21 protein-coding genes are annotated in these 18,193 nt (G+C 63.4%); 17 read left to right on the forward strand and 4 right to left on the reverse strand.

Going from position 1 to position 18,193, the window contains the following annotated elements:
• Positions 1–106 precede the first annotated feature (106 nt).
• Genes dgcN through Q1A71_RS07355 form a run of 4 tightly spaced genes read left to right on the forward strand, consistent with a single transcriptional unit; the run spans position 107 to position 3,688 of the window.
• Positions 107–1,111, forward strand: a complete 1,005-nt coding sequence (gene dgcN, locus Q1A71_RS07340; RefSeq protein ID WP_299673568.1) for an N-acetyltransferase DgcN — start codon at positions 107–109, stop codon at positions 1,109–1,111.
• A gap of 60 nt (positions 1,112–1,171) precedes the next feature.
• Positions 1,172–2,137, forward strand: coding sequence for an N-acetyl-D-Glu racemase DgcA (gene dgcA, locus Q1A71_RS07345; RefSeq protein ID WP_299673570.1), 966 nt, complete (start codon positions 1,172–1,174; stop codon positions 2,135–2,137).
• Between the two features lie 4 nt (positions 2,138–2,141).
• The gene (locus Q1A71_RS07350; protein WP_299673572.1) at positions 2,142–2,771 is read left to right on the forward strand and encodes an exonuclease; all 630 of its coding nucleotides are present in this window, start codon (positions 2,142–2,144) and stop codon (positions 2,769–2,771) included.
• 56 nt (positions 2,772–2,827) lie between these two features.
• Positions 2,828–3,688 carry a D-amino-acid transaminase gene (locus Q1A71_RS07355; RefSeq protein ID WP_299673574.1) on the forward strand — a complete coding sequence of 287 codons (861 nt, stop codon included), beginning with the start codon at positions 2,828–2,830 and terminating at the stop codon, positions 3,686–3,688.
• A 10-nt stretch (positions 3,689–3,698) separates the two neighbouring features.
• Here the strand turns inward: Q1A71_RS07355 and Q1A71_RS07360 are convergent, their stop codons facing one another.
• The gene (locus tag Q1A71_RS07360; RefSeq protein WP_299673576.1) at positions 3,699–4,259 is read right to left on the reverse strand and encodes a hypothetical protein; all 561 of its coding nucleotides are present in this window, start codon (positions 4,257–4,259) and stop codon (positions 3,699–3,701) included.
• Between the two features lie 61 nt (positions 4,260–4,320).
• The gene (locus Q1A71_RS07365) at positions 4,321–4,632 is read right to left on the reverse strand and encodes a DUF1244 domain-containing protein (protein WP_299673578.1); all 312 of its coding nucleotides are present in this window, start codon (positions 4,630–4,632) and stop codon (positions 4,321–4,323) included.
• 207 nt (positions 4,633–4,839) lie between these two features.
• Between Q1A71_RS07365 and pyk the strand changes: the two genes are divergently transcribed.
• The 8 genes from pyk (at position 4,840) to Q1A71_RS07405 (ending at position 11,113) form a co-directional block, all read left to right on the forward strand.
• Positions 4,840–6,288, forward strand: a complete 1,449-nt coding sequence (gene pyk / locus Q1A71_RS07370) for a pyruvate kinase (RefSeq protein WP_299673580.1) — start codon at positions 4,840–4,842, stop codon at positions 6,286–6,288.
• Positions 6,289–6,697: 409 nt separating this feature from the next.
• Positions 6,698–6,922: a hypothetical protein gene (locus Q1A71_RS07375; protein ID WP_299673582.1), complete on the forward strand. Its 225-nt coding sequence runs from the start codon at positions 6,698–6,700 to the stop codon at positions 6,920–6,922.
• Between the two features lie 120 nt (positions 6,923–7,042).
• Complete coding sequence (gene rpmI / locus Q1A71_RS07380) at positions 7,043–7,243, forward strand: 50S ribosomal protein L35 (protein WP_299673584.1); 201 nt, start codon at positions 7,043–7,045, stop codon at positions 7,241–7,243.
• Between the two features lie 17 nt (positions 7,244–7,260).
• The gene (gene rplT / locus Q1A71_RS07385) at positions 7,261–7,626 is read left to right on the forward strand and encodes a 50S ribosomal protein L20 (protein ID WP_299673586.1); all 366 of its coding nucleotides are present in this window, start codon (positions 7,261–7,263) and stop codon (positions 7,624–7,626) included.
• Positions 7,627–7,758: 132 nt separating this feature from the next.
• Entirely contained in the window at positions 7,759–8,670 is a 912-nt protein-coding gene (locus Q1A71_RS07390; protein ID WP_299673588.1) for a lysophospholipid acyltransferase family protein, read from the forward strand.
• A 104-nt stretch (positions 8,671–8,774) separates the two neighbouring features.
• Positions 8,775–9,584, forward strand: a complete 810-nt coding sequence (locus Q1A71_RS07395) for an ABC transporter substrate-binding protein (protein ID WP_299673591.1) — start codon at positions 8,775–8,777, stop codon at positions 9,582–9,584.
• Between the two features lie 4 nt (positions 9,585–9,588).
• On the forward strand, positions 9,589–10,398 hold the full coding sequence (locus tag Q1A71_RS07400; RefSeq protein WP_299673593.1) for an amino acid ABC transporter permease: 810 nt from the start codon (positions 9,589–9,591) through the stop codon (positions 10,396–10,398).
• Positions 10,385–11,113 (forward strand): amino acid ABC transporter ATP-binding protein, encoded by a 729-nt coding sequence (locus tag Q1A71_RS07405; RefSeq protein ID WP_299673595.1) that lies wholly within the window; start codon positions 10,385–10,387, stop codon positions 11,111–11,113. Before Q1A71_RS07400 ends, Q1A71_RS07405 begins: the two co-directional genes overlap by 14 nt.
• Before the next feature lie 7 nt (positions 11,114–11,120).
• On the opposite strand, the gene Q1A71_RS07410 is transcribed toward Q1A71_RS07405, so the two are convergent.
• The gene (locus tag Q1A71_RS07410) at positions 11,121–11,948 is read right to left on the reverse strand and encodes an alpha/beta hydrolase (protein ID WP_299673597.1); all 828 of its coding nucleotides are present in this window, start codon (positions 11,946–11,948) and stop codon (positions 11,121–11,123) included.
• Positions 11,949–12,126: 178 nt separating this feature from the next.
• Here Q1A71_RS07410 and pheS point away from each other — a divergent pair, with 178 nt between their 5' ends.
• The 5 genes from pheS (at position 12,127) to Q1A71_RS07435 (ending at position 17,345) form a co-directional block, all read left to right on the forward strand.
• Positions 12,127–13,200, forward strand: coding sequence for a phenylalanine--tRNA ligase subunit alpha (gene pheS / locus Q1A71_RS07415; protein ID WP_299674309.1), 1,074 nt, complete (start codon positions 12,127–12,129; stop codon positions 13,198–13,200).
• Between the two features lie 39 nt (positions 13,201–13,239).
• Positions 13,240–13,491 carry a hypothetical protein gene (locus Q1A71_RS07420; RefSeq protein WP_299673599.1) on the forward strand — a complete coding sequence of 84 codons (252 nt, stop codon included), beginning with the start codon at positions 13,240–13,242 and terminating at the stop codon, positions 13,489–13,491.
• Positions 13,492–13,550: 59 nt separating this feature from the next.
• The gene (locus Q1A71_RS07425; RefSeq protein WP_299673601.1) at positions 13,551–14,360 is read left to right on the forward strand and encodes a PHB depolymerase family esterase; all 810 of its coding nucleotides are present in this window, start codon (positions 13,551–13,553) and stop codon (positions 14,358–14,360) included.
• A 74-nt stretch (positions 14,361–14,434) separates the two neighbouring features.
• Entirely contained in the window at positions 14,435–16,834 is a 2,400-nt protein-coding gene (gene pheT / locus Q1A71_RS07430) for a phenylalanine--tRNA ligase subunit beta (protein WP_299673603.1), read from the forward strand.
• A gap of 61 nt (positions 16,835–16,895) precedes the next feature.
• Positions 16,896–17,345, forward strand: coding sequence for a YtoQ family protein (locus Q1A71_RS07435; protein ID WP_299673605.1), 450 nt, complete (start codon positions 16,896–16,898; stop codon positions 17,343–17,345).
• 89 nt (positions 17,346–17,434) lie between these two features.
• On the opposite strand, the gene Q1A71_RS07440 is transcribed toward Q1A71_RS07435, so the two are convergent.
• Complete coding sequence (locus Q1A71_RS07440) at positions 17,435–18,151, reverse strand: glutathione S-transferase N-terminal domain-containing protein (protein WP_299673607.1); 717 nt, start codon at positions 18,149–18,151, stop codon at positions 17,435–17,437.
• Positions 18,152–18,193 lie beyond the last annotated feature (42 nt).

Below are 18,193 nucleotides of genomic sequence, written 5' to 3' on the forward strand. Positions count from 1 at the left end.
CAAATATTCGAAGATATTTGCGTCTATGGCGCCAGATCCTCTTCATTCGAGATGTCTTTGCGGGGCAATGAGGAGAAATTGCAGCGACTTTGACGGAGGCTTTCCCATGATCCAGACACCTTACCTTTTGTTCCTCGGCGACGCACCGGACCAGCTTGCCGCGAAGGTGGCCCAGGGGATCAAGGACTGGCGCCCTGAAAACGCGGTGGGCCAGTTCCGCCTGCCAGGTTGTGGCGCGGATATGGGGCTCGCCGACATGAGCTTGGAGGAAGGTCTGGCGGCGGGGGCCAAGACGCTGGTCATCGGTGTGGCCAACCGCGGCGGCGTGATCTCGGCGGAGTGGAAAGTGGTGCTTGTGAAGGCGCTGCAGCTTGGCTACGACCTCGCTGCCGGTCTGCACAATCTGCTGCGCAACGAGGATGAGCTGCAGGCCGCTTCGAAAGTGCATGGCGGCACGCTGCATGACGTGCGCGTGCCCACGGTGGCCTATCCGATTGCGAACGGTCAGAAGCGGACGGGCAAGCGCGCGCTGGCGGTTGGGACCGATTGCTCCTGCGGCAAGATGTACACCGCGATGTCGATGGATGCGGAGATGGTCAAGCGCGGGATGAGGTCCGATTTCCGCGCAACCGGCCAGACTGGCATCCTGATCACCGGCAAGGGCGTGCCACTGGATGCGGTGATTGCCGATTTCATGGCGGGTGCGGTGGAGTATCTGACGCCGGACAACGACGCAGACCATTGGGACCACATCGAGGGACAGGGGAGCCTGTTCCACGTATCCTATTCCGGCGTGACGATGGCGCTGATCCACGGCGGTCAGCCCGATGCGCTGATCCTCTGCCACGAGCCGACGCGGACGCATATGCGGGGTCTTCCGCATTATGGGCTGCCGTCGCTGGAGACGCTGCGGGACACGGCGTTGCCGTTTGCGCGTGTGGCCAACCCGGCGTGCCAGGTCACCGGCGTGTCGGTCAACACCAAGGCGCTGGATGAGGCGGCGGCGAAAGCCTGTCTGCAGGAGATCGAGGACCGGATGAACCTGCCTGCGACTGATCCGTTCCGCTTTGGGGCGGGCAAGCTGGTGGATGCGCTGCTCGAGATCGGTTAGCGGCAGGGCAAGCGTCGCGGATCGTGTCGTGAGTATTTTGGGAAGAATGAAGGAGCGGGCATGCGCATAGAGGTCAGCCGTGATGTTTTTCGGCTTGCTCAGGTCTTCACGATTTCCCGGGGCTCGCGCACCGAGGCGCAGGTTCTGACGGTGCGGGTGTCAGATGGCGCGCATCAGGGCTGGGGCGAGTGTGTGCCTTACGCGCGCTACGATGAGACACTGGAGAGTGTGACGACTGAGATCGACGAGTTGCCCTCGGATGTGACGCGCGCTGCGCTGGCGGATCTTTTGCCCGCGGGAGCCGCGCGCAATGCGGTGGACTGCGCGCTTTGGGATCTGGAGGCCAAGCGTGCCGGCAGACGGGTTTGGGAGCTTGCCGGTCTGGCGGCGCCGGGGCCGGAGATCACCGCTTATACGCTGTCACTGGACACGGCGGAGAAGATGCGGGCACAGGCGGCGGCGCATGCGCATCGGCCCTTGCTGAAGATCAAGCTGGGCACACCGGATGACATGCCGCGGTTGGAGGCTGTGCGGGCGGGCGCGCCGGAGGCCCGGATCATCGTGGATGCGAATGAGGGCTGGAGCGCGGAGGTCTATGCCGATCTTGCGCCGCATCTGCTGCGTCTGGGCGTGCAGCTTGTCGAGCAACCCTTGCCTGCCGGGCAGGATGACGCGCTCCTCGGGATGGAGCGACCGGTTCCTGTTTGTGCTGACGAGAGTTGTCATGACCGGGCGAGCTTGCCCGCGCTAAAAGGCAAATACGACGTGGTCAACATCAAGCTCGACAAGACCGGCGGGCTGACCGAAGCTTTGGCACTGCGCGATGCGGCACGGGCGGAGGGCTATGACGTCATGGTCGGTTGCATGGTCGGCTCGAGCTTGGCGATGGCGCCCGCGACGCTGGTGGCGCAGGGCGCGGCGGTGACCGATCTCGATGGGCCGCTGTTGCTGGCTGTGGATCGGCCGTGCCCTTTGGGTTTTGATGCTGCAGGGGTACATCCGCCTGTTGCTGCACTCTGGGGGTAGGCGGATGCGCTCTGTCGTCGTCTATGACTGCGAGTTTCTGACCGCGCCCGGCGCGCCGCAGCGCTTCTGGTGCGGGCCGGTGGATCCGGACCCGCTGCCGATCCAGATCGGTGCGGTTCGACTGGAGCTGGCAGCGCCTTTTGCCATTTCGGAACCGGTGGGCTGGTATGTCCACCCGGTGGATCGGGATGAGCGCGCCGTGCCGCTGCATGACCTGGTGACCAAGTTGACCGGGATCACACAGGAGAGGATCGACGCGGACGGGATTGCGCTTGCCGACGCCCTGGTGCAGCTCGACGCTTTTGCCGCAGGGGCCCCGCTGCTTGCCTGGGGCAAGGATGAGCTGTTGTCGCTGGCGGCGGGGTTGTTCGTGCAGGACTTGGCCAGCCCGATCCCCGCCGGCCGCTTTCGCAGTGCGGTGCCGCTGGTGGTCAAGGCGGGCGAGCCTGTTGAGACAGTCGAGACGCTGCGCAGCCATACGATCTGCGCGCATTTTGGATTGGCGGACGCAGGTCCCGCGCATGATGCGCGTGGGGATGCCATATCGGTGGCGACGGTATTGCAACACTTGCTTGCAACCGGGCGGTTGGCCGACCTAGATGTGAGGGACCTCTGCGGCGGGATGACTGATTGATCCGATAGGATTGTCGCGCCAGAGATGCAGATGAGGGACGATAAGGAGAACGAACGATGCGCACCGTTTATGTGAATGGCGACTACCTGCCGGAAAACGAAGCCACGGTGTCGATCTTTGATCGCGGGTTTCTGATGGCGGACGGTGTCTATGAGGTGACGTCGGTACTGGACGGCAAGCTGATTGATTTTGACGGTCACGCCGTACGGCTGGAGCGCTCCCTGCGGGAACTCGACATGAAAACCCCGATCAGCAAGGAGGACCTGCTCGAGGTGCATCGAGAGTTGGTGCGGCTGAACGGGATCGAAGAGGGCATGATCTATCTGCAGATCACCAGGGGTGCACCCGGCGACCGGGATTTCGTCTTCCCCGACCCTGAGACGACCGCGCCTACGATTGTGCTCTTTACCCAGAACAAGCCCGGGCTTTCGGACAGCCCGGCCGCGAAAAAGGGAATGAAAATCATAAGTATAGAGGATATCCGCTGGGGGCGGCGCGACATCAAGACGGTGCAGCTGCTCTATCCCTCGATGGGTAAGATGATGGCTAAGAAGGCCGGCGCGGATGACGCCTGGATGATCGAGGATGGGTTCGTCACCGAGGGCACGTCGAACAACGCCTACATCGTCAAGGGCAACAAGATCATCACCCGGGGCTTGAGCCATGACATCCTGCACGGGATCACCCGGGCGGCGGTGTTGCGCTTTGCGCGGGAGGCGCAGATGGAGGTCGAGGAGCGCAATTTCACCATCGACGAGGCGAAAGAGGCGGACGAGGCCTTCATCACCTCGGCCAGCACCTTCGTGATGCCGGTTGTAGAGATCGACGGGGTGGCGTTGGGCGATGGGGTGCCGGGGCGGGTGGCTCCACGGCTGCGCGAGATCTATCTCGAAGAGAGTCTGAAGGCGGCCATCTAGATCCGGCGGGTCAGTTCATCACCGCGCCGGGCTCATGGCCACAACGGCTCATCATTTTGAGGTATGCCGCGGTAAACCCTGACAGAGACACGGTTGTGACATGCTCGCGACCCGAACTCTGCAGACCCCTGCGGTAGATGATCATCGTCTGGGCCGTCCGCATCGACTGCAGCATCCAAAGACTGTCCCGCGCCCACGGCGCGGCCAGCGCATATTCAAAGACGCCCTCTTCAAAACCGGTTGTCAGCGACATGTCAGCGCCGGTGCCGTCGTCAAATTCATAGATCACAGAATCTTCAGCCCTGATCTGGGTGGCGTAGCCCCGTGGCGCGCGTTCTTCCAGGGTTGGGAGAGGATATGCGTCGGGTGGACCCGCGTCGCCATTGGTGATTTCAAGCCGCAGGGTCGGCTGGCCATCTCCACCGGTCCAGGCTGTGCAGGTCCGACGCAGATCCTGACCGGTGTCGAGCTCCTCCACAAGCACGATCCAGTCCTTATAGTCCCAATACTCCCCGGCCTCAGTGATGCTGGAGATAATAGTCGTTGCCAAGAACGCCAGAAAGACCCGCATCCCGAAAACCTCCGACCAGATCAGATCGGAGGCTACGGCAGGGAATTGAAGATCGGGTAAACTACTTTTGGCCGACGTTTTCCGCGAAGGCTTTCTCAAAGACCTCTTTCTGATCGCCCGTCGCCTCGGTCTGATAGTTGGCCTTCCACTCGGCCATCGTCATCCGATAGAAGAGCTCGCGCGCCTCGTCCTTGCTCATCTCGATGCCCTTCTCGGCTGCCGCTTCCTGATACCAGCGGCTGAGGCAGTTGCGGCAGAACCCGGCAAGGTTCATCATGTCGATGTTCTGCACATCGGTGCGGTCTTCCATCAGGTGTTTCTGCAGGCGGCGGAAGGCGGCGGCCTGGAGTTCGATCTCGGTCGGGGTGGGCATGGGCAAGCTCCTGCGCTGTCTGGAACCTAGATTGGGGCGGCCACCGGTGCTGTCAACCGGGTGGGCTGCTTGCGGGGTAAGCACCGACCGTGTCATCACGATGTAATTATCGCGTTCCAGGATCAGCGCAGTTGCCCATGTGGGCATCATGCGACATAAGGTGCGCAAAACAGTTAGCGGTAACGCACCGAGAGGGACGACACGACAATGAGACGCACACGCAATGTTAAGATCGTGGCCACCCTGGGCCCTGCGTCGGAGACATATGAGACCATCCACGCGCTGCACATGGCGGGGGCCGATGTGTTCCGGCTGAACATGAGCCATGGCAGCCACGAGGAAATCCGCGAAAAGCACAAGATCATCCGCCAGATCGAAGAAGAGACCGGCGGCAGCATCTGTATTCTCGCGGATTTGCAGGGGCCGAAGCTGCGCGTCGGCGTCTTTGCCGATGAGGACGGTGAACTGCTGGAAGAGGGGGCGGCGTTCCGCATGGATCTTGACGAAGCGGTGGGCGACGCCAGCCGTGTGTGCCTGCCTCACCCCGAGATTTTCGAAGCGCTGGAACCGGGCGCGGCGCTGCTCGTGAACGATGGCAAGATCCGTCTCAGGGTCGAGGAGTGCGGCCCGGATTTTGCCAATTGTACGGTGGTGGCGGGCGGTGTGATCTCGAACCGCAAGGGGGTGAACGTGCCGGATGTGGTGCTGCCTCTGGCGGCGCTCTCTGACAAGGACCGCAAGGATCTGGAGTTTGTGTGCGAGTTGGGTGTTGACTGGCTGGCGCTGAGCTTCGTGCAACGTCCGGATGATGTGCTGGAGGCGTCGGATCTGGCCAACGGGCGGGCCGCGATCCTCAGCAAGATCGAAAAGCCGGCGGCGGTGACCAATTTCGACGAAATCCTCAAGGTCAGCGACGGCATCATGGTGGCGCGGGGCGATCTCGGGGTGGAACTGCCGGTGCAGAATGTGCCGCCAATTCAGAAGCGCCTCGTCCGCAAGTGCCGCCGGGCCGCCAAGCCGGTGATCGTGGCGACCCAGATGATGGAGAGCATGATCGAAAGCCCCATGCCGACGCGGGCCGAGGTCTCGGACGTGGCGACAGCGATCTATGAAGGTGCGGACGCGGTGATGCTGTCGGCGGAATCGGCGGCGGGCGCCTATCCCATCGAGGCGGTCACGACGATGAACAATGTCGCTACCGAGGTCGAGCTTGACCCGACCTATACGCAGATCATCGAAGCCTCGCGCGAGACACGTGGCATCACCATCGCCGATGGCATCGTCGCCGCGGCGCGCGAGATTGCGGAGAAAACGGAGATCAAGGCCATCTGTTGCTTTTCGCAGAGTGGGACGACCGCGGCTCTCACCGCACGCGAGCGTCCGCGGGTGCCGATCATCGCCATGACCCCGCTGCGCAGTACGGCGCGGCGGCTGACCCTGAGCTGGGGCGTGAACTGCGTGATGACCGAAAAGCTCGACCGCTTCAAGCTGGCGGTTGTCGCCTCGGCCCGGGCGGCAACGCGGCAGGGCTATGCCGAAAAGACCGATCAGATCGTGGTGACGGCGGGCGTGCCCTTCAACGTGCCCGGCAGCACCAACATCCTGCGGGTGGCGCCCTGCGATGAACGTCTGATTTTCACCACGGATCCGGAATAGGTATTTGGCCCAGCGGCCCCCCGTCAAGAGGGCTAAAGTTGTCGTGCGCTGACGCCAATGCCATGCTGGGCGGCGGGCAATCCATGGGGTGAGCGGACATGAGCTTGGGCTTTCACAGGGACAGGGGCGGGCGCCGCCGGATCAGCAATCGACAGATCGACTTTCTGGGGTGGGTCCTCTTTACGCTGTCGGCCTCATCCTTCGTCGTCGCCAGCATCGGCAATCTGTGGGCGATGGCGGGCAGTCTCCTGTTTCTGCTGGCCTGTCTGGTCTTCATCATTCCGTTCTTTCGCAAGGACCGAAGCCGGTGGGCGGAGTCCGCCTTGGCGCGATGTCTACGCCGGGCGCTTGATTTTCAGGCCAGACCTGACGGATCGTCCTTGCAGTGGGAAAACCGAAAGGGGAGGCAATGGACGCCGACACCGCAATGGTGCCTGGCATCGTCATCGGGGCTTTCTCGCTCATCTCGATTTTTTCTGCACTGGTTGACAGGCGGGTGCCGCGTGCCCCGGCGATCACGGTGCTGATTGCCACGGGGCTTATCGTCTATGCGGCCAACACGCCGCCCACCGGCTACACGGTCGCCTCCTTGCCCGAGACCTTTGTGACCGTGATGGTCAATCTGCTGCCCTGAGGGCGCATGGTCTCTTGCCAATCCGGTGGCAACCTCCTATACGGCGGCTTCCAAACCGCTCGACCGGCTTATGTGGCATGCCGAGTCGGGCTGACACCGACCCGAGATCAGGAGACGGAAATGCCCAAGATGAAGACAAAATCGAGCGCCAAGAAGCGCTTCAAGGTGACGGCCACCGGCAAGGTGCTGTCCGCACAGGCTGGCAAACGCCACGGCATGATCAAGCGCAGCAACAAGTTCATCCGTGATGCGCGCGGCACGACAACGCTGTCCGCGCCCGATGCCAAAATCGTCAAGGGCTTCATGCCCTACGACCGCTAAGGGACAGGAGATCAGATATGAGCCGAGTGAAAGGTGGAACCGTCACCCACGCCCGTCACAAGAAGGTCATCAAGGCCGCCAAAGGTTACTATGGCCGCCGCAAGAACACCTTCAAGGTCGCCCGTCAGGCGGTCGACAAGGCGAACCAATACGCGACCCGCGACCGCAAGAACCGCAAGCGCAACTTCCGCGCGCTGTGGATCCAGCGGATCAACGCCGCGGTGCGCAGCCATGACGAGGCGCTGACCTACAGCCGCTTCATCAACGGGCTGACCCTCGCGGGCATCGAGGTGGACCGCAAGGTGCTGGCCGATCTGGCCGTGCATGAGCCGGAGGCCTTTGGTGCGATCGTGAAACAGGCGCAGGACGCGCTGACCGCCTGAGCCGCAACCGCTTGAGACTGAACGAAAAGCCGCCCTGGTTCGGGGCGGCTTTTTTCGTGCGCGCGCGTCCCGGGCCTTGAGCGCGCGCGGCGACGTGCTACAACCGCGGCATCCGAACGATGCGAAGGCGCAATGGCGGCGACAGGCAACACTCCTTCGAAGACTGACGACCAGGTCGGCCTGAAAGACCGGATCGTCAGCGCGATCATCATCGGGATCATCCGGTTGTTGACGCTGCTGCCCTACAAGACCCGCGTGCCGGTGAGTGGCTGGGTGCTGTCGCGCATCGTCGGGCCGCTGATCGGCTATCGCACGCGCGTGCGCGACAACCTCAGCCGGATCTTTCCGGAGATGCCTCTGGCCGAGAAGGAGCAGTTGGCGCGCGCGGTCCCCGATCACATCGGACGCACGCTGGCCGAGCTCTTCTCGCCGAAAGACCTGATCAGGACCGCTGCACAGACGCCGGTTACGGGCGCGGGGATCGACGCTGTGGATGCCGCACGCGACGCGGGGCGCCCGATCATTCTGGTCTCGGGCCATTTCGGCAACTACGACATCGCCCGCTCGGTTCTGATCCAGCGCGGGCACAAGGTCGGCGGGCTCTATCGGGCGATGAACTACCGCGGATTCAACGAATTCTACGTCTCGCGCATCAGCCAGGTGGGCACGCCGCTGTTCCTGCGCGGGCGGCGCGGCATGGGCGAGATGGTGAAGTTCCTCAAGGCGGGCAATGCGATTGCGCTGCTGATCGACCAGCATATGGCGGCAGGCGCGCCGCTGAAATTCTTCGGGCATACGGCCTATACCGCCCTTTCGGCGGCGGAGCTTGCCCTGCGCTACGACGCGCTGCTGGTCCCCTGTTATGGCGTGCGCCAGCCCGATGGTCTCAGTTTCGAGATGGTGCTCGAAGCGCCCGTTCCGCACACGACGCCGGAGGAGATGACGCAGGCGCTTAATGACAGCCTGGAGGCCCAGGTGCGCGCGCACATGGCCCAATGGTTGTGGGTGCACCGCCGCTGGAAGCCTCTGGGCGCTGACATTTGAGGCGCGTCACCCGCAGGCAAGGCCCGGGCTGCGCCCGGGCCTTGCCTGCGGGCGCCTCTCCGGGGATAACCGGAGCAAGCAGATGACAAACGGGGAGCATGACCATGTGGACGAAACTGACAGGCGCGGTGCTGGGATCGGTGCTGATCGCAGGTGCGGCGGCGGCGCAAAGCTGCAGCGACGGCAAGACCCTGACCGAGGGGAAGCTGACCATCGCCACCGGCAATCCGGCCTATTATCCTTGGGTCATCGACGATGCGCCCGAAAGCGGCAAGGGGTTCGAGGCGGCCGTAGCCTATGCGCTGGCCGCCGAGATGGGCTTTGCCGCGGAGGACGTGGTCTGGACCCGCACCTCCTTCGATCAGGCTATCCAGCCGGGTGCCAAGGATTTCGACATCAACATGCAGCAGTTCTCCATCACGCCTGAGCGCGACAAGGTGGTGGATTTCTCGGCGCCCTACTACACCGCGCCGATGGCGGTGCTGGTGCGGGGTGGCGGCGATCTCAGCGCCGACCTCGACGCGCTCAAGGCGCTGAAATGGGGCGTCGTGGCCTCAACTACGGCGCTGCCGATGATCACCGAGACAATCCAGCCGACCGCGAGCCCGCTGGTCTATGATGACAACGCGAATGTGGTCGAGGCGATCAAGGCGGGGCAGGTCGATGCGGCGCTTTTCGATTTGCCCACTGCGCTCTATCTCTCGGCTGTTGTTCTCGAAGGCGGGCAGGTCCTTGGTCAGTTCGCGCCTGATGAGGCTGCCAACCCCGATCATTTCGGTGCGCTCATGACCGAAGGCAACCCGCTGAAAGAGTGCGTGGACACCGCCCTCGAGGCGCTCAAGGCGGACGGGTCGCTCGCGGCCATCGAGGCGGAGTGGCTGCAGGAGGCGACGGGCGTTCCGCTGATCCAATAGGCCGATGAACCGCAGGCAGGCATATGAGGCCGCGGAGCGACGGCGCGCGCTGATCGTCGCCGCTCTGAGCACCGGGCTGGTGGTCGCCGCAGTTGTTTTGCTGGTCCCGCTTGCGCCGGGCTGGCCTGCGGTGCGGGCCAGCTTCTTTGACGGCGCGGTCTTTGTGCAAACCTTTCCAACGCTGTTGAAAGCCTTCCTCATCGACGTGATGATCTTTGCCTGGTCGGTGCCACTGATCTGTGTGTTGGGGCTGGCGGTTGCCTTGGCCAGAGGCGCCCGCGCGCCCGCACTCTTTCCGCTGCGGATCTTCGGCGCGGTTTACGTGGACATCTTCCGTGGCGTGCCGGTGGTGCTGACGATCTATCTCATTGGCTTCGGGGTGCCGGGGCTTGGGCTGCCCCGCCCGTGGAACAGCCCCTACATTTGGGGGACGGTGGCGCTGGTGCTGACCTATTCCGCCTATATCGCCGAAGTCTTGCGCTCAGGGATCGAGAGCATCCACGCCAGCCAACGCAACGCCGCGATCTGCTTGGGGCTGAGCGAGCGCGACACCATGCGCTATGTGATCCTGCCGCAAGCCGTCCGCCGCGTGCTGCCTGCGAATATGAACATGCTTGTGGCCTTGCAGAAAGACGTGGCGCTGCTGTCGTTCATCGGGCCGGTGGAGATTCTGCGGCAGGCCGGCATCTACAAGAGCCTGCTGGCCAATTTCACACCGTACGTGGTGGCTGCGGTGATCTTCCTCGCGATCACCGTGCCGGCCACGCGCTATGCGGACCATCTGCTGAACAAGGATCGTGATGCCCGATCCTAAGCTGTCCTTGCGCGGCGTGCAGAAGTCTTTTGGCGACAATGCGGTGCTGCGGGGCATCGACCTCGATGTGGCGGCGGGTGAGATGGTCTGCCTGATCGGCGCCTCCGGGTCTGGCAAGTCGACGCTCCTGCGCTGTATCAATCAGCTGGAGCCGATTGACGACGGCGCCGTCTGGCTGGATAGGATCGATATTTCGGAGCCGGGACGCGATCTGAGCTCGGTGCGGCGGCGCATCGGGATTGTCTTTCAGTCCTACAATCTCTTTCCGCATATGTCGGCGCTGGAGAATGTGCTGCTGGCGCCGCGCCGGGTCTTGCAGCGGGACAGCACCGCAGAGGCGGAGGCGCTGTTCGCGCGGTTCGGGCTCGCTGAGCACATGCGCAAATATCCCGACCAGCTCTCGGGCGGGCAGCAGCAGCGTGTCGCGGTGATCCGGGCGCTGGCGATGCAGCCGGAGATCATGCTTTTTGACGAGATCACCGCGGCGCTCGACCCGGAGCTTGTGGGGGAGGTGCTTCAGGTGCTGCGCCAGCTGCGCACCGAAGGCATGACGATGATCCTGGCCACGCACGAGATGGGGTTTGCGCGCGAGTTGGCCGACCGGGTGTGCTTCATGGACGGCGGCGTGATCGTGGAGCAGGGCCCGCCCGAGCAGATCTTTAGCGCGCCCCAGGTGGCGCGGACGCAGGCTTTCCTGCGGTCCGTGCTGCGCTGATCAGCGATCACCCGAGCCCCGGCAGGAAGCCTGACAGGGCGTTCAGAACGGCCTCGGGGGCTTCGAGTTGCGGCAGGTGGCCGACGCCTGGCAGGGTTTCGAACTGCTCTTGGCCGATCAGCGCGTGCAGGGCTTCGCCGCGGGCGAGGGGGATCCAGGGATCGTCCGCCCCCCAGATCACCTTGACCGGGCAGCGGATGCTCGCAAAGAGCGGCTCGACCTCTGCGGTGTAGCGCTCATCGGCCTGAGCGAATTGGCGATAGAAGCTGGCGGCGCCATCCTCCGTCAGCCAGGGCGCCACAAGTTGGGTCACGTCGTCCTCCGGTAACCCGTTTGCGAGGGCGCCGCGAATATAGGCCTCGACGATGGCTTTGTGGATATGGGGCGGCAGGCCCTGAAAGGCGGCCACATGTTTGCCGACGTGGTCGAAAAACTCAGAGCCCCAGGGGCGCATGGCGACCACATTCATGATCACGTACCGGTCGAAGTCGCAGCCGTGCAACAGGTGCGCGCGCAGTGTCGTGGCCCCGCCGAAGTCATGGGCGATGACCGACGGACGACGCAGCCCCCAGTGATCGAGCATCTCGGCAAAGATCTCACCCTGAACATCGAGGGACGTGCGCTGGTTGGGGCGCTTCTCGGATTGTCCGTATCCGGGCATGTCGTACCAGTGGACCCGGTAGGCTTTGGCGAGCGTTGGAATGATCCGATGCCAGGAAAAGGACGACCATGGCCAGCCGTGTGCCAGAACAAGGTCCGGCCCGCGACCACTGCGGCCCGCGCGCACCTGTCCCGCGGAGGTGTGAACCGCATCGGCGATGTCCCAGTGCGACATGCTGCGTCCCTCTCGTTCGATCTCTGTTCCAGCATGGCAAGACCGCCCCTCGTCCGCCACCCCTGACCCGGGCGTGCAACGCGGGATTGCCATCTGGTCAGCCTATGGATCCGCAGCCCACCTTGCAATCGACGGGCATTCTGCTAGCACCTGCGCACCTATGATCGACGAGGCAGAGATGGACGACCTCAAGCAGAAATACCTGGGCCAGATTGCCGATGCAGGCGATGAAGCCGTGCTGGAGGCGATCCGGCTCTCCGCCGTGGGCAAGAAGGGCGAAGTTGCGCTGAAGATGCGCGAGCTCGGCAAGATGACGCCCGAGGAGCGGCAGGTCGCGGGCCCGGCGCTGAATGCCTTGAAGGACGAGATTAATTCGGCGCTGGCCGCCAAAAAGGCGGCCCTCGCGGACACGGCGCTCGATGCGCGGCTCCGCGAGGAGTGGCTCGACGTCACCCTGCCGGCGCGCAGCCGGCGACAGGGCACGATCCATCCGATCAGCCAGGTCACCGAAGAGGTGACCGCCATCTTCGCCGAGATGGGGTTCAGCGTCGCCGAAGGCCCGCGCATCGACACCGATTGGTACAACTTCGATGCGCTGAACATCCCCGGGCATCATCCGGCGCGGGCGGAGATGGACACTTTCTATATGCACCGCGCGGAGGGCGATAACCGCCCGCCGCATGTGCTGCGCACGCATACCTCGCCGGTGCAGATCCGCTCGATGGAGACGATGGGCGCGCCGATGCGCATCATCTGTCCGGGTGGCGTCTACCGCGCGGATTATGACCAGACCCACACACCAATGTTCCACCAGGTCGAAGGTCTGGCCATTGACCAAGACATCTCCATGGCCAATCTCAAGTGGGTCTTGGAAGAGTTCGTGAAGGCGTTTTTCGAGGTAGACGGTGTCGACCTGCGCTTCCGCGCCTCGCACTTCCCCTTCACCGAACCCTCCGCCGAGGTGGATATTCGCTGCTCTTGGGAGGGTGGCAAGCTCAATGTGGGCGAGGGCGACGATTGGCTTGAGATCCTGGGCTCCGGTATGGTGCATCCCAAGGTGCTGAAGGCGGGCGGGATCGACCCCGAGAGCTGGCAGGGGTTTGCCTTTGGCATGGGCATCGACCGTATCGCGATGCTGAAATACGGCATCCCTGATTTGCGCGCCTTCTTCGACTCGGATCTGCGCTGGCTGCGCCACTACGGCTTTGCCAGCCTGGATCAGCCAACCCTGCACGGCGGCCTGAGTCGGTAAATATCGACGGCACGGGAAAAGCGTGCTATGATTCCCGCCATGGTAGAGAAAGACCAGACACCCGACCGGGGCTCACGCGTTTTGCTGGTGGCCGTGATGCTGTGCCTGATCATCGTGGCACATGTGTTCATGTGGTTCTCTGACATGCCGCGCGACCTGAAGATCGTCTTCACGGTTCTGAATGCAGCGGGCTGGACCATCGTGCTTGCCCCGATCCTTCTGGTCGACCGCTGGCTGGCCACGATCCAGTCGGGCAATACGGACGAGGACCCGGAGGTTCAGAGCCCCTGACGGGGGCGACTGACGCGGACGTGATGTGACACGGCATCGGTGCTGCATAGAGTGCGACCATGCTGTTGCGATTTCTCGTGATGATCTCTCTTATGTGCTTGGCACCCGCCAGCTTTGCGATGGGGCCCGCGACGCCCGCTTGCATGGATGACGTGCCTTGCGTCCTCGGAGACCGGTCGTATCACTTGAAGCTGCCCGATGACTGGGACGGCACCACGCCCTTGCCGGTCATGCTGCATTTTCACGGGTGGCAGCGCACCGGTGCCCTGCCGGTGAAGCACCAGCGGATTTCGGGGGCCACCCGGCGGCGAGGCGTGTTGTTGCTGGCGCCGAACGGGCTGCGCAAGACCTGGGACTTTTGGGACAGCGAGACGGAGGATGTGGCCTTTGCCGCAGCTGTTCTGGAGGATGCTGCGAGGCGCTACCCGATTGATCCTGAGCGGATCTACGTCTCGGGCTACTCCTTCGGATCGGCCATGGCCTGGCGGTTTGTCTGCGAGAACGGCGATGGCGTGGCCGCCCTGTTGGCGGTTGCAGGTACGTTGCGGCAGAGCGAGGACTGCCCGCAGGCGCCGCGCGAAGTGCGCCACGTGCATGGGCTTGCAGATACGGTCATGGATTTTCCGGTGGGTCCCGGCGGGGACGAAACCTACCCGGTGGCGCTGTGGCGTGCGCATTTCGGCTGCATGGAGGGGATCGCGCAGGGTTCGTGGAGCGCTCGGGAGTTCCTCACCTTTGAGCGTACCACATGGGAGTGTGACGGCGGGCGCGTGAGCCTCGATCTGCATCCCAGCGGGCATTTCATTCCGCACGGCTGGATTGCGCGTCAGCTCGACGAGTTGCTGGGATTGCCACCCTCCTATCCCTAAGCGCACCAATGCCTTTCCCCTCGCGGTCCTTTCCGCTATCAGGGCGCGGACTTGATTTGCCCCGGTGCCGAGACATGAAATTCACGCTTTCCTGGTTGAAAGACCATCTGGACACAACCGCGACGCTGGATGAGATCCTCTATGCGTTGACCGACCTCGGGCTTGAGGTCGAAGGCGTCGAGGACCGGGGGGCAAAACTGCGCGACTTTACAATCGGCTATGTGAAATCCGCCGAGAAACATCCCGATGCCGACCGGTTGCGCGTCTGCCAGGTTGAAACGGACGAGGGTGTGAAGCAGATTATCTGCGGGGCGCCAAATGCCCGCGAAGGCATCACCGTGGTGGTGGCCAAGCCGGGTGTCTACGTGCCCGGCATCGACACGACCATCGGCGTGGGCAAGATCCGCGGGATCGAGAGCTTCGGCATGATGGCCTCCGAGCGCGAGATGGAGCTGAGCGATGAGCATGACGGCATCATCGAGTTGCCCTCGGGTGAGGTGGGTCAGAGCTTTGTCGACTGGCTGGCAGAGAATGACCCGGCCAAGGTCGACCCGGTGATCGAGATTGCGATCACGCCGAACCGGCCCGATGCGCTTGGCGTGCGCGGCATTGCGCGTGATTTGGCCGCGCGCGGGCTCGGCACCCTGAAGAAGCGCGATGTGGATGCGGTGGAGGGCACCTTCCCCTGTCCGGTCAGCGTCACTATTGATGGCGACACGCTGGAGCAATGCCCGGTGTTTTACGGCCGCGTCATTCGCGGCGTGTCAAACGGGCCTAGCCCTGCCTGGTTGCAGGACTGTTTACGGGCCATCGGATTGCGCCCGATCTCCTTCCTCGTGGATGTCACAAACTTCTTCACCTATGACCGCAACCGCCCGCTGCATGTCTTTGATGCGGACAAGATTGCCGGCAAGGCCCTGCGCGTGCACCGCGCCAAGGGCGGCGAGACGCTGATAGGTCTCGACGAGAAGGACTACACCTTCGACGAGGGCATGACCCTGATCTCGGATGCGAATGGCGTCGAGAGCATTGGCGGTGTGATGGGGGGGCTGGCGTCGGGCTGCACGGAAGAGACCACGAATGTGTTCCTTGAGACGGCCTATTTCGACCCGATCCGCACGGCCCACACGGGCCGCGCGCTCAAGATCAATTCCGACGCCCGATACCGGTTCGAGCGGGGCATTGACCCGGCGTGGACACCCTATGGCATCGAGCACGCGACCCGGATGATCCTGGATCATGCGGGCGGCGAGGCCTCCGAGGTGATCGTGGCGGGCAAGATCCCCGAGACGGGCCGCGCCTACAAGCTGGATGCGGCGCGGGTGCGCTCGCTGGTGGGCATGGATATTCCCGAAAGCGAGCAGCGTCAGACGCTGACCTCTCTGGGCTTCGTTCTCGAAGGCAGTATGGCTCATGTGCCCAGCTGGCGCCCCGATGTACAGGGTGAGGCCGATCTGGTGGAAGAGGTTGCACGCGTGGCGTCGCTTACCAAGCTCCAGGGCAAGCCTTTGCCGCGGGTCACGGAGGGCGTGCCCAAGCCGATCCTGTCGCCGGTGCAGCGCCGCGAAGCGATCGCCCGGCGCACCTGCGCGGCGCTCGGGTACAATGAGTGTGTGACCTATACTTTCATTGATCAGGCTTCGGCCGCGCTCTTTGGCGGTGGTGCGGAGGACACCAAGCTGGAAAACCCGATCAGCAGCGACATGAGCCATATGCGCCCGGCACTGTTGCCGGGGCTGTTGCAGGCGGCGGCCCGCAACCAGGCGCGGGGCTTCGGCGATCTGGCGCTTTTCGAGGTCGGCCCCGCCTTCCATGGGGGCGAGCCCGGAGAGCAGCACACGCTGGTCAGCGGACTTCTCGTCGGACGGACGGGCCCGAAGGACGTGCTGGGCGCCTCCCGCGCGGTCGATGTCTTTGACGTGAAGGCGGATGCAGAGACCGTGCTCGCAACGCTTGGGGCACCCGCCAAGGTGCAGATCCTGCGCGGCGCGTCAGAGTGGTGGCACCCGGGTCGGCACGGGATGATCTGCCTGGGCCCGAAAAAGGTTCTGGGCATCTTTGGCGAGCTGCACCCGCGGGTGCTGGCTGCGATGGATGTAAAAGGCCCGGCGATGGCTTTCACGCTCTGGCCCGGCGAAGTGCCGATGCCCCGCAAGACGGGCGCGACCCGGCCCGCGCTGAAGATCTCTGATCTGCAGGCGGTCGAACGCGATTTCGCCTTCGTGGTCGATGCCGATGTAGAAGCGCTGACTCTGGTGAATGCCGCCATGGGTGCTGACAAGGCGCTGATCGAGGATGTGCACATCTTCGACGAGTTCATCGGCGGCAGCCTGGGAGAGGGCAAGAAATCCCTCGCGCTCACGGTGCGGATGCAACCGGTGGACCAGACCTTGAAGGATACGGATATCGAAGCGGTCAGTGCCAAGGTCGTCGAGAAAGTCAGCAAGGCGACCGGAGCTGTCCTGCGCGGTTAGTGCGGGACAGGCCCGACTGGCGCCCTATCTCAGGGCAAATATCGAAACGAAGGAGAGCGCCATGACGCTAAACGTCTATTTGTCCGGAGAAATCCACACCGACTGGCGCGAGCAGATCATTGACGGGGCCAAGGACCTTGATGTGCGGTTCGACAGTCCTGTCACCGACCACGCGGCCAGTGATGATTGCGGCGTCGCGATCCTCGGGGCGGAGCTGAACAAGTACTGGCACGACCACAAGGGCGCGATGGTAAATGCCATCCGCACGCGCAAAGGTATCGCGGATGCCGATGTGGTGGTCGTCAGGTTCGGCGACCAGTACAAGCAGTGGAATGCCGCCTTCGATGCCGGTTATGCCGCAGCTCTCGGAAAATCACTGATCATCCTGCACGGGCCCGATCATGCCCATGCGCTGAAAGAAGTGGATGCCGCGGCCTTGGCGGTCGCCGAAGAGCCCGGGCAGGTGGTGCAGATCTTACGCTACGTGCTCACCGGGACGCTGCCGTCCTGACGGCGCGCCGCGGGGTGGCCTGAAAGCCCACCCCACCTGCCAGCACACACGGTCAGGCCTGGCAGGTACGGTGGGCCTTTGGGCCACCGCTAGGCGGCGCGTGATGCCGGCTCGCGCGGCGGGATCTGCAGCCCTGTCGCCACGGCAGGCCGCTCCAGGAACCGGTCGAGATGGGCTGCCACATTTGTGTAACCGGAGAAGCCGACCGCCTCTTTCGCACCGTAGAAATCCAGCGCACGCAGCCACGGTGCAATGGCGATATCGGCGATGGAGTACTCCTCTGCGATCCAGGTCTTGCCGTCCAGCACGCCGTCAAGCACCCCCAACAGGCGTTTGGCCTCGCCGATGTAGCGTTCTTGAGGGCGCTTATCCTCCCATTGAGATCCGGCAAATTTGTAGAAGAACCCAAGCTGGCCGAACATCGGCCCCAGACCGCCCATCTGGAACATCACCCATTGGATGATGTGCGCCTTTTCGGCGGCCCCGGACCCGATCAGCTTGCCTGACTTCTCGGCAAGATAGATCAGGATCGCCCCGCTTTCGAAGAGCTCAAGCGGTTGGTCGCCGGGGCCGTCCGGATCTATGATCGCCGGGATCTTGTTGTTCGGGTTGAGCGAGAGAAACTCCGGGCTCTTCACATCCGCATCCGCAAGCGTGACCGTATGCGCCTCATAGGGAATGCCCATTTCTTCCAGCGCGATGGATACTTTCACCCCGTTTGGTGTCGGGAAGGAATAGAGCTGCAGCACGCTGGGGTCCTTCGCGGGCCATTTCTCGTTGATCTTGAAGTTGGACACATCCGCCATCCTGGCTCTCCTCGGTCTGATTGTGAGTGCAAGCTAGGCGGA

The sequence above is a fragment of the uncultured Roseobacter sp. genome (assembly GCF_947493125.1).
In the GTDB taxonomy this organism is placed as follows: Bacteria; Pseudomonadota; Alphaproteobacteria; order Rhodobacterales; family Rhodobacteraceae; genus Roseobacter.

Coding starts and splice junctions, on each gene's coding strand:
- Q1A71_RS07375 (WP_299673582.1), top strand. CDS start 6,698: ATGGACGCCGACACCGCAATGGTGCCTGGCATCGTCATCGGGGCTTTC.
- Q1A71_RS07405 (WP_299673595.1), top strand. CDS start 10,385: ATGCCCGATCCTAAGCTGTCCTTGCGCGGCGTGCAGAAGTCTTTTGGC.
- Q1A71_RS07435 (WP_299673605.1), top strand. CDS start 16,896: ATGACGCTAAACGTCTATTTGTCCGGAGAAATCCACACCGACTGGCGC.
- Q1A71_RS07365 (WP_299673578.1), bottom strand. CDS start 4,632: ATGCCCACCCCGACCGAGATCGAACTCCAGGCCGCCGCCTTCCGCCGC.
- rplT (WP_299673586.1), top strand. CDS start 7,261: ATGAGCCGAGTGAAAGGTGGAACCGTCACCCACGCCCGTCACAAGAAG.
- Q1A71_RS07420 (WP_299673599.1), top strand. CDS start 13,240: ATGGTAGAGAAAGACCAGACACCCGACCGGGGCTCACGCGTTTTGCTG.
- Q1A71_RS07410 (WP_299673597.1), bottom strand. CDS start 11,948: ATGTCGCACTGGGACATCGCCGATGCGGTTCACACCTCCGCGGGACAG.
- Q1A71_RS07355 (WP_299673574.1), top strand. CDS start 2,828: ATGCGCACCGTTTATGTGAATGGCGACTACCTGCCGGAAAACGAAGCC.
- Q1A71_RS07400 (WP_299673593.1), top strand. CDS start 9,589: ATGAACCGCAGGCAGGCATATGAGGCCGCGGAGCGACGGCGCGCGCTG.
- rpmI (WP_299673584.1), top strand. CDS start 7,043: ATGCCCAAGATGAAGACAAAATCGAGCGCCAAGAAGCGCTTCAAGGTG.
- Q1A71_RS07360 (WP_299673576.1), bottom strand. CDS start 4,259: ATGCGGGTCTTTCTGGCGTTCTTGGCAACGACTATTATCTCCAGCATC.
- pyk (WP_299673580.1), top strand. CDS start 4,840: ATGAGACGCACACGCAATGTTAAGATCGTGGCCACCCTGGGCCCTGCG.
- Q1A71_RS07425 (WP_299673601.1), top strand. CDS start 13,551: ATGCTGTTGCGATTTCTCGTGATGATCTCTCTTATGTGCTTGGCACCC.
- Q1A71_RS07350 (WP_299673572.1), top strand. CDS start 2,142: ATGCGCTCTGTCGTCGTCTATGACTGCGAGTTTCTGACCGCGCCCGGC.
- Q1A71_RS07440 (WP_299673607.1), bottom strand. CDS start 18,151: ATGGCGGATGTGTCCAACTTCAAGATCAACGAGAAATGGCCCGCGAAG.
- dgcN (WP_299673568.1), top strand. CDS start 107: ATGATCCAGACACCTTACCTTTTGTTCCTCGGCGACGCACCGGACCAG.
- Q1A71_RS07390 (WP_299673588.1), top strand. CDS start 7,759: ATGGCGGCGACAGGCAACACTCCTTCGAAGACTGACGACCAGGTCGGC.
- pheT (WP_299673603.1), top strand. CDS start 14,435: ATGAAATTCACGCTTTCCTGGTTGAAAGACCATCTGGACACAACCGCG.
- pheS (WP_299674309.1), top strand. CDS start 12,127: ATGGACGACCTCAAGCAGAAATACCTGGGCCAGATTGCCGATGCAGGC.
- Q1A71_RS07395 (WP_299673591.1), top strand. CDS start 8,775: ATGTGGACGAAACTGACAGGCGCGGTGCTGGGATCGGTGCTGATCGCA.
- dgcA (WP_299673570.1), top strand. CDS start 1,172: ATGCGCATAGAGGTCAGCCGTGATGTTTTTCGGCTTGCTCAGGTCTTC.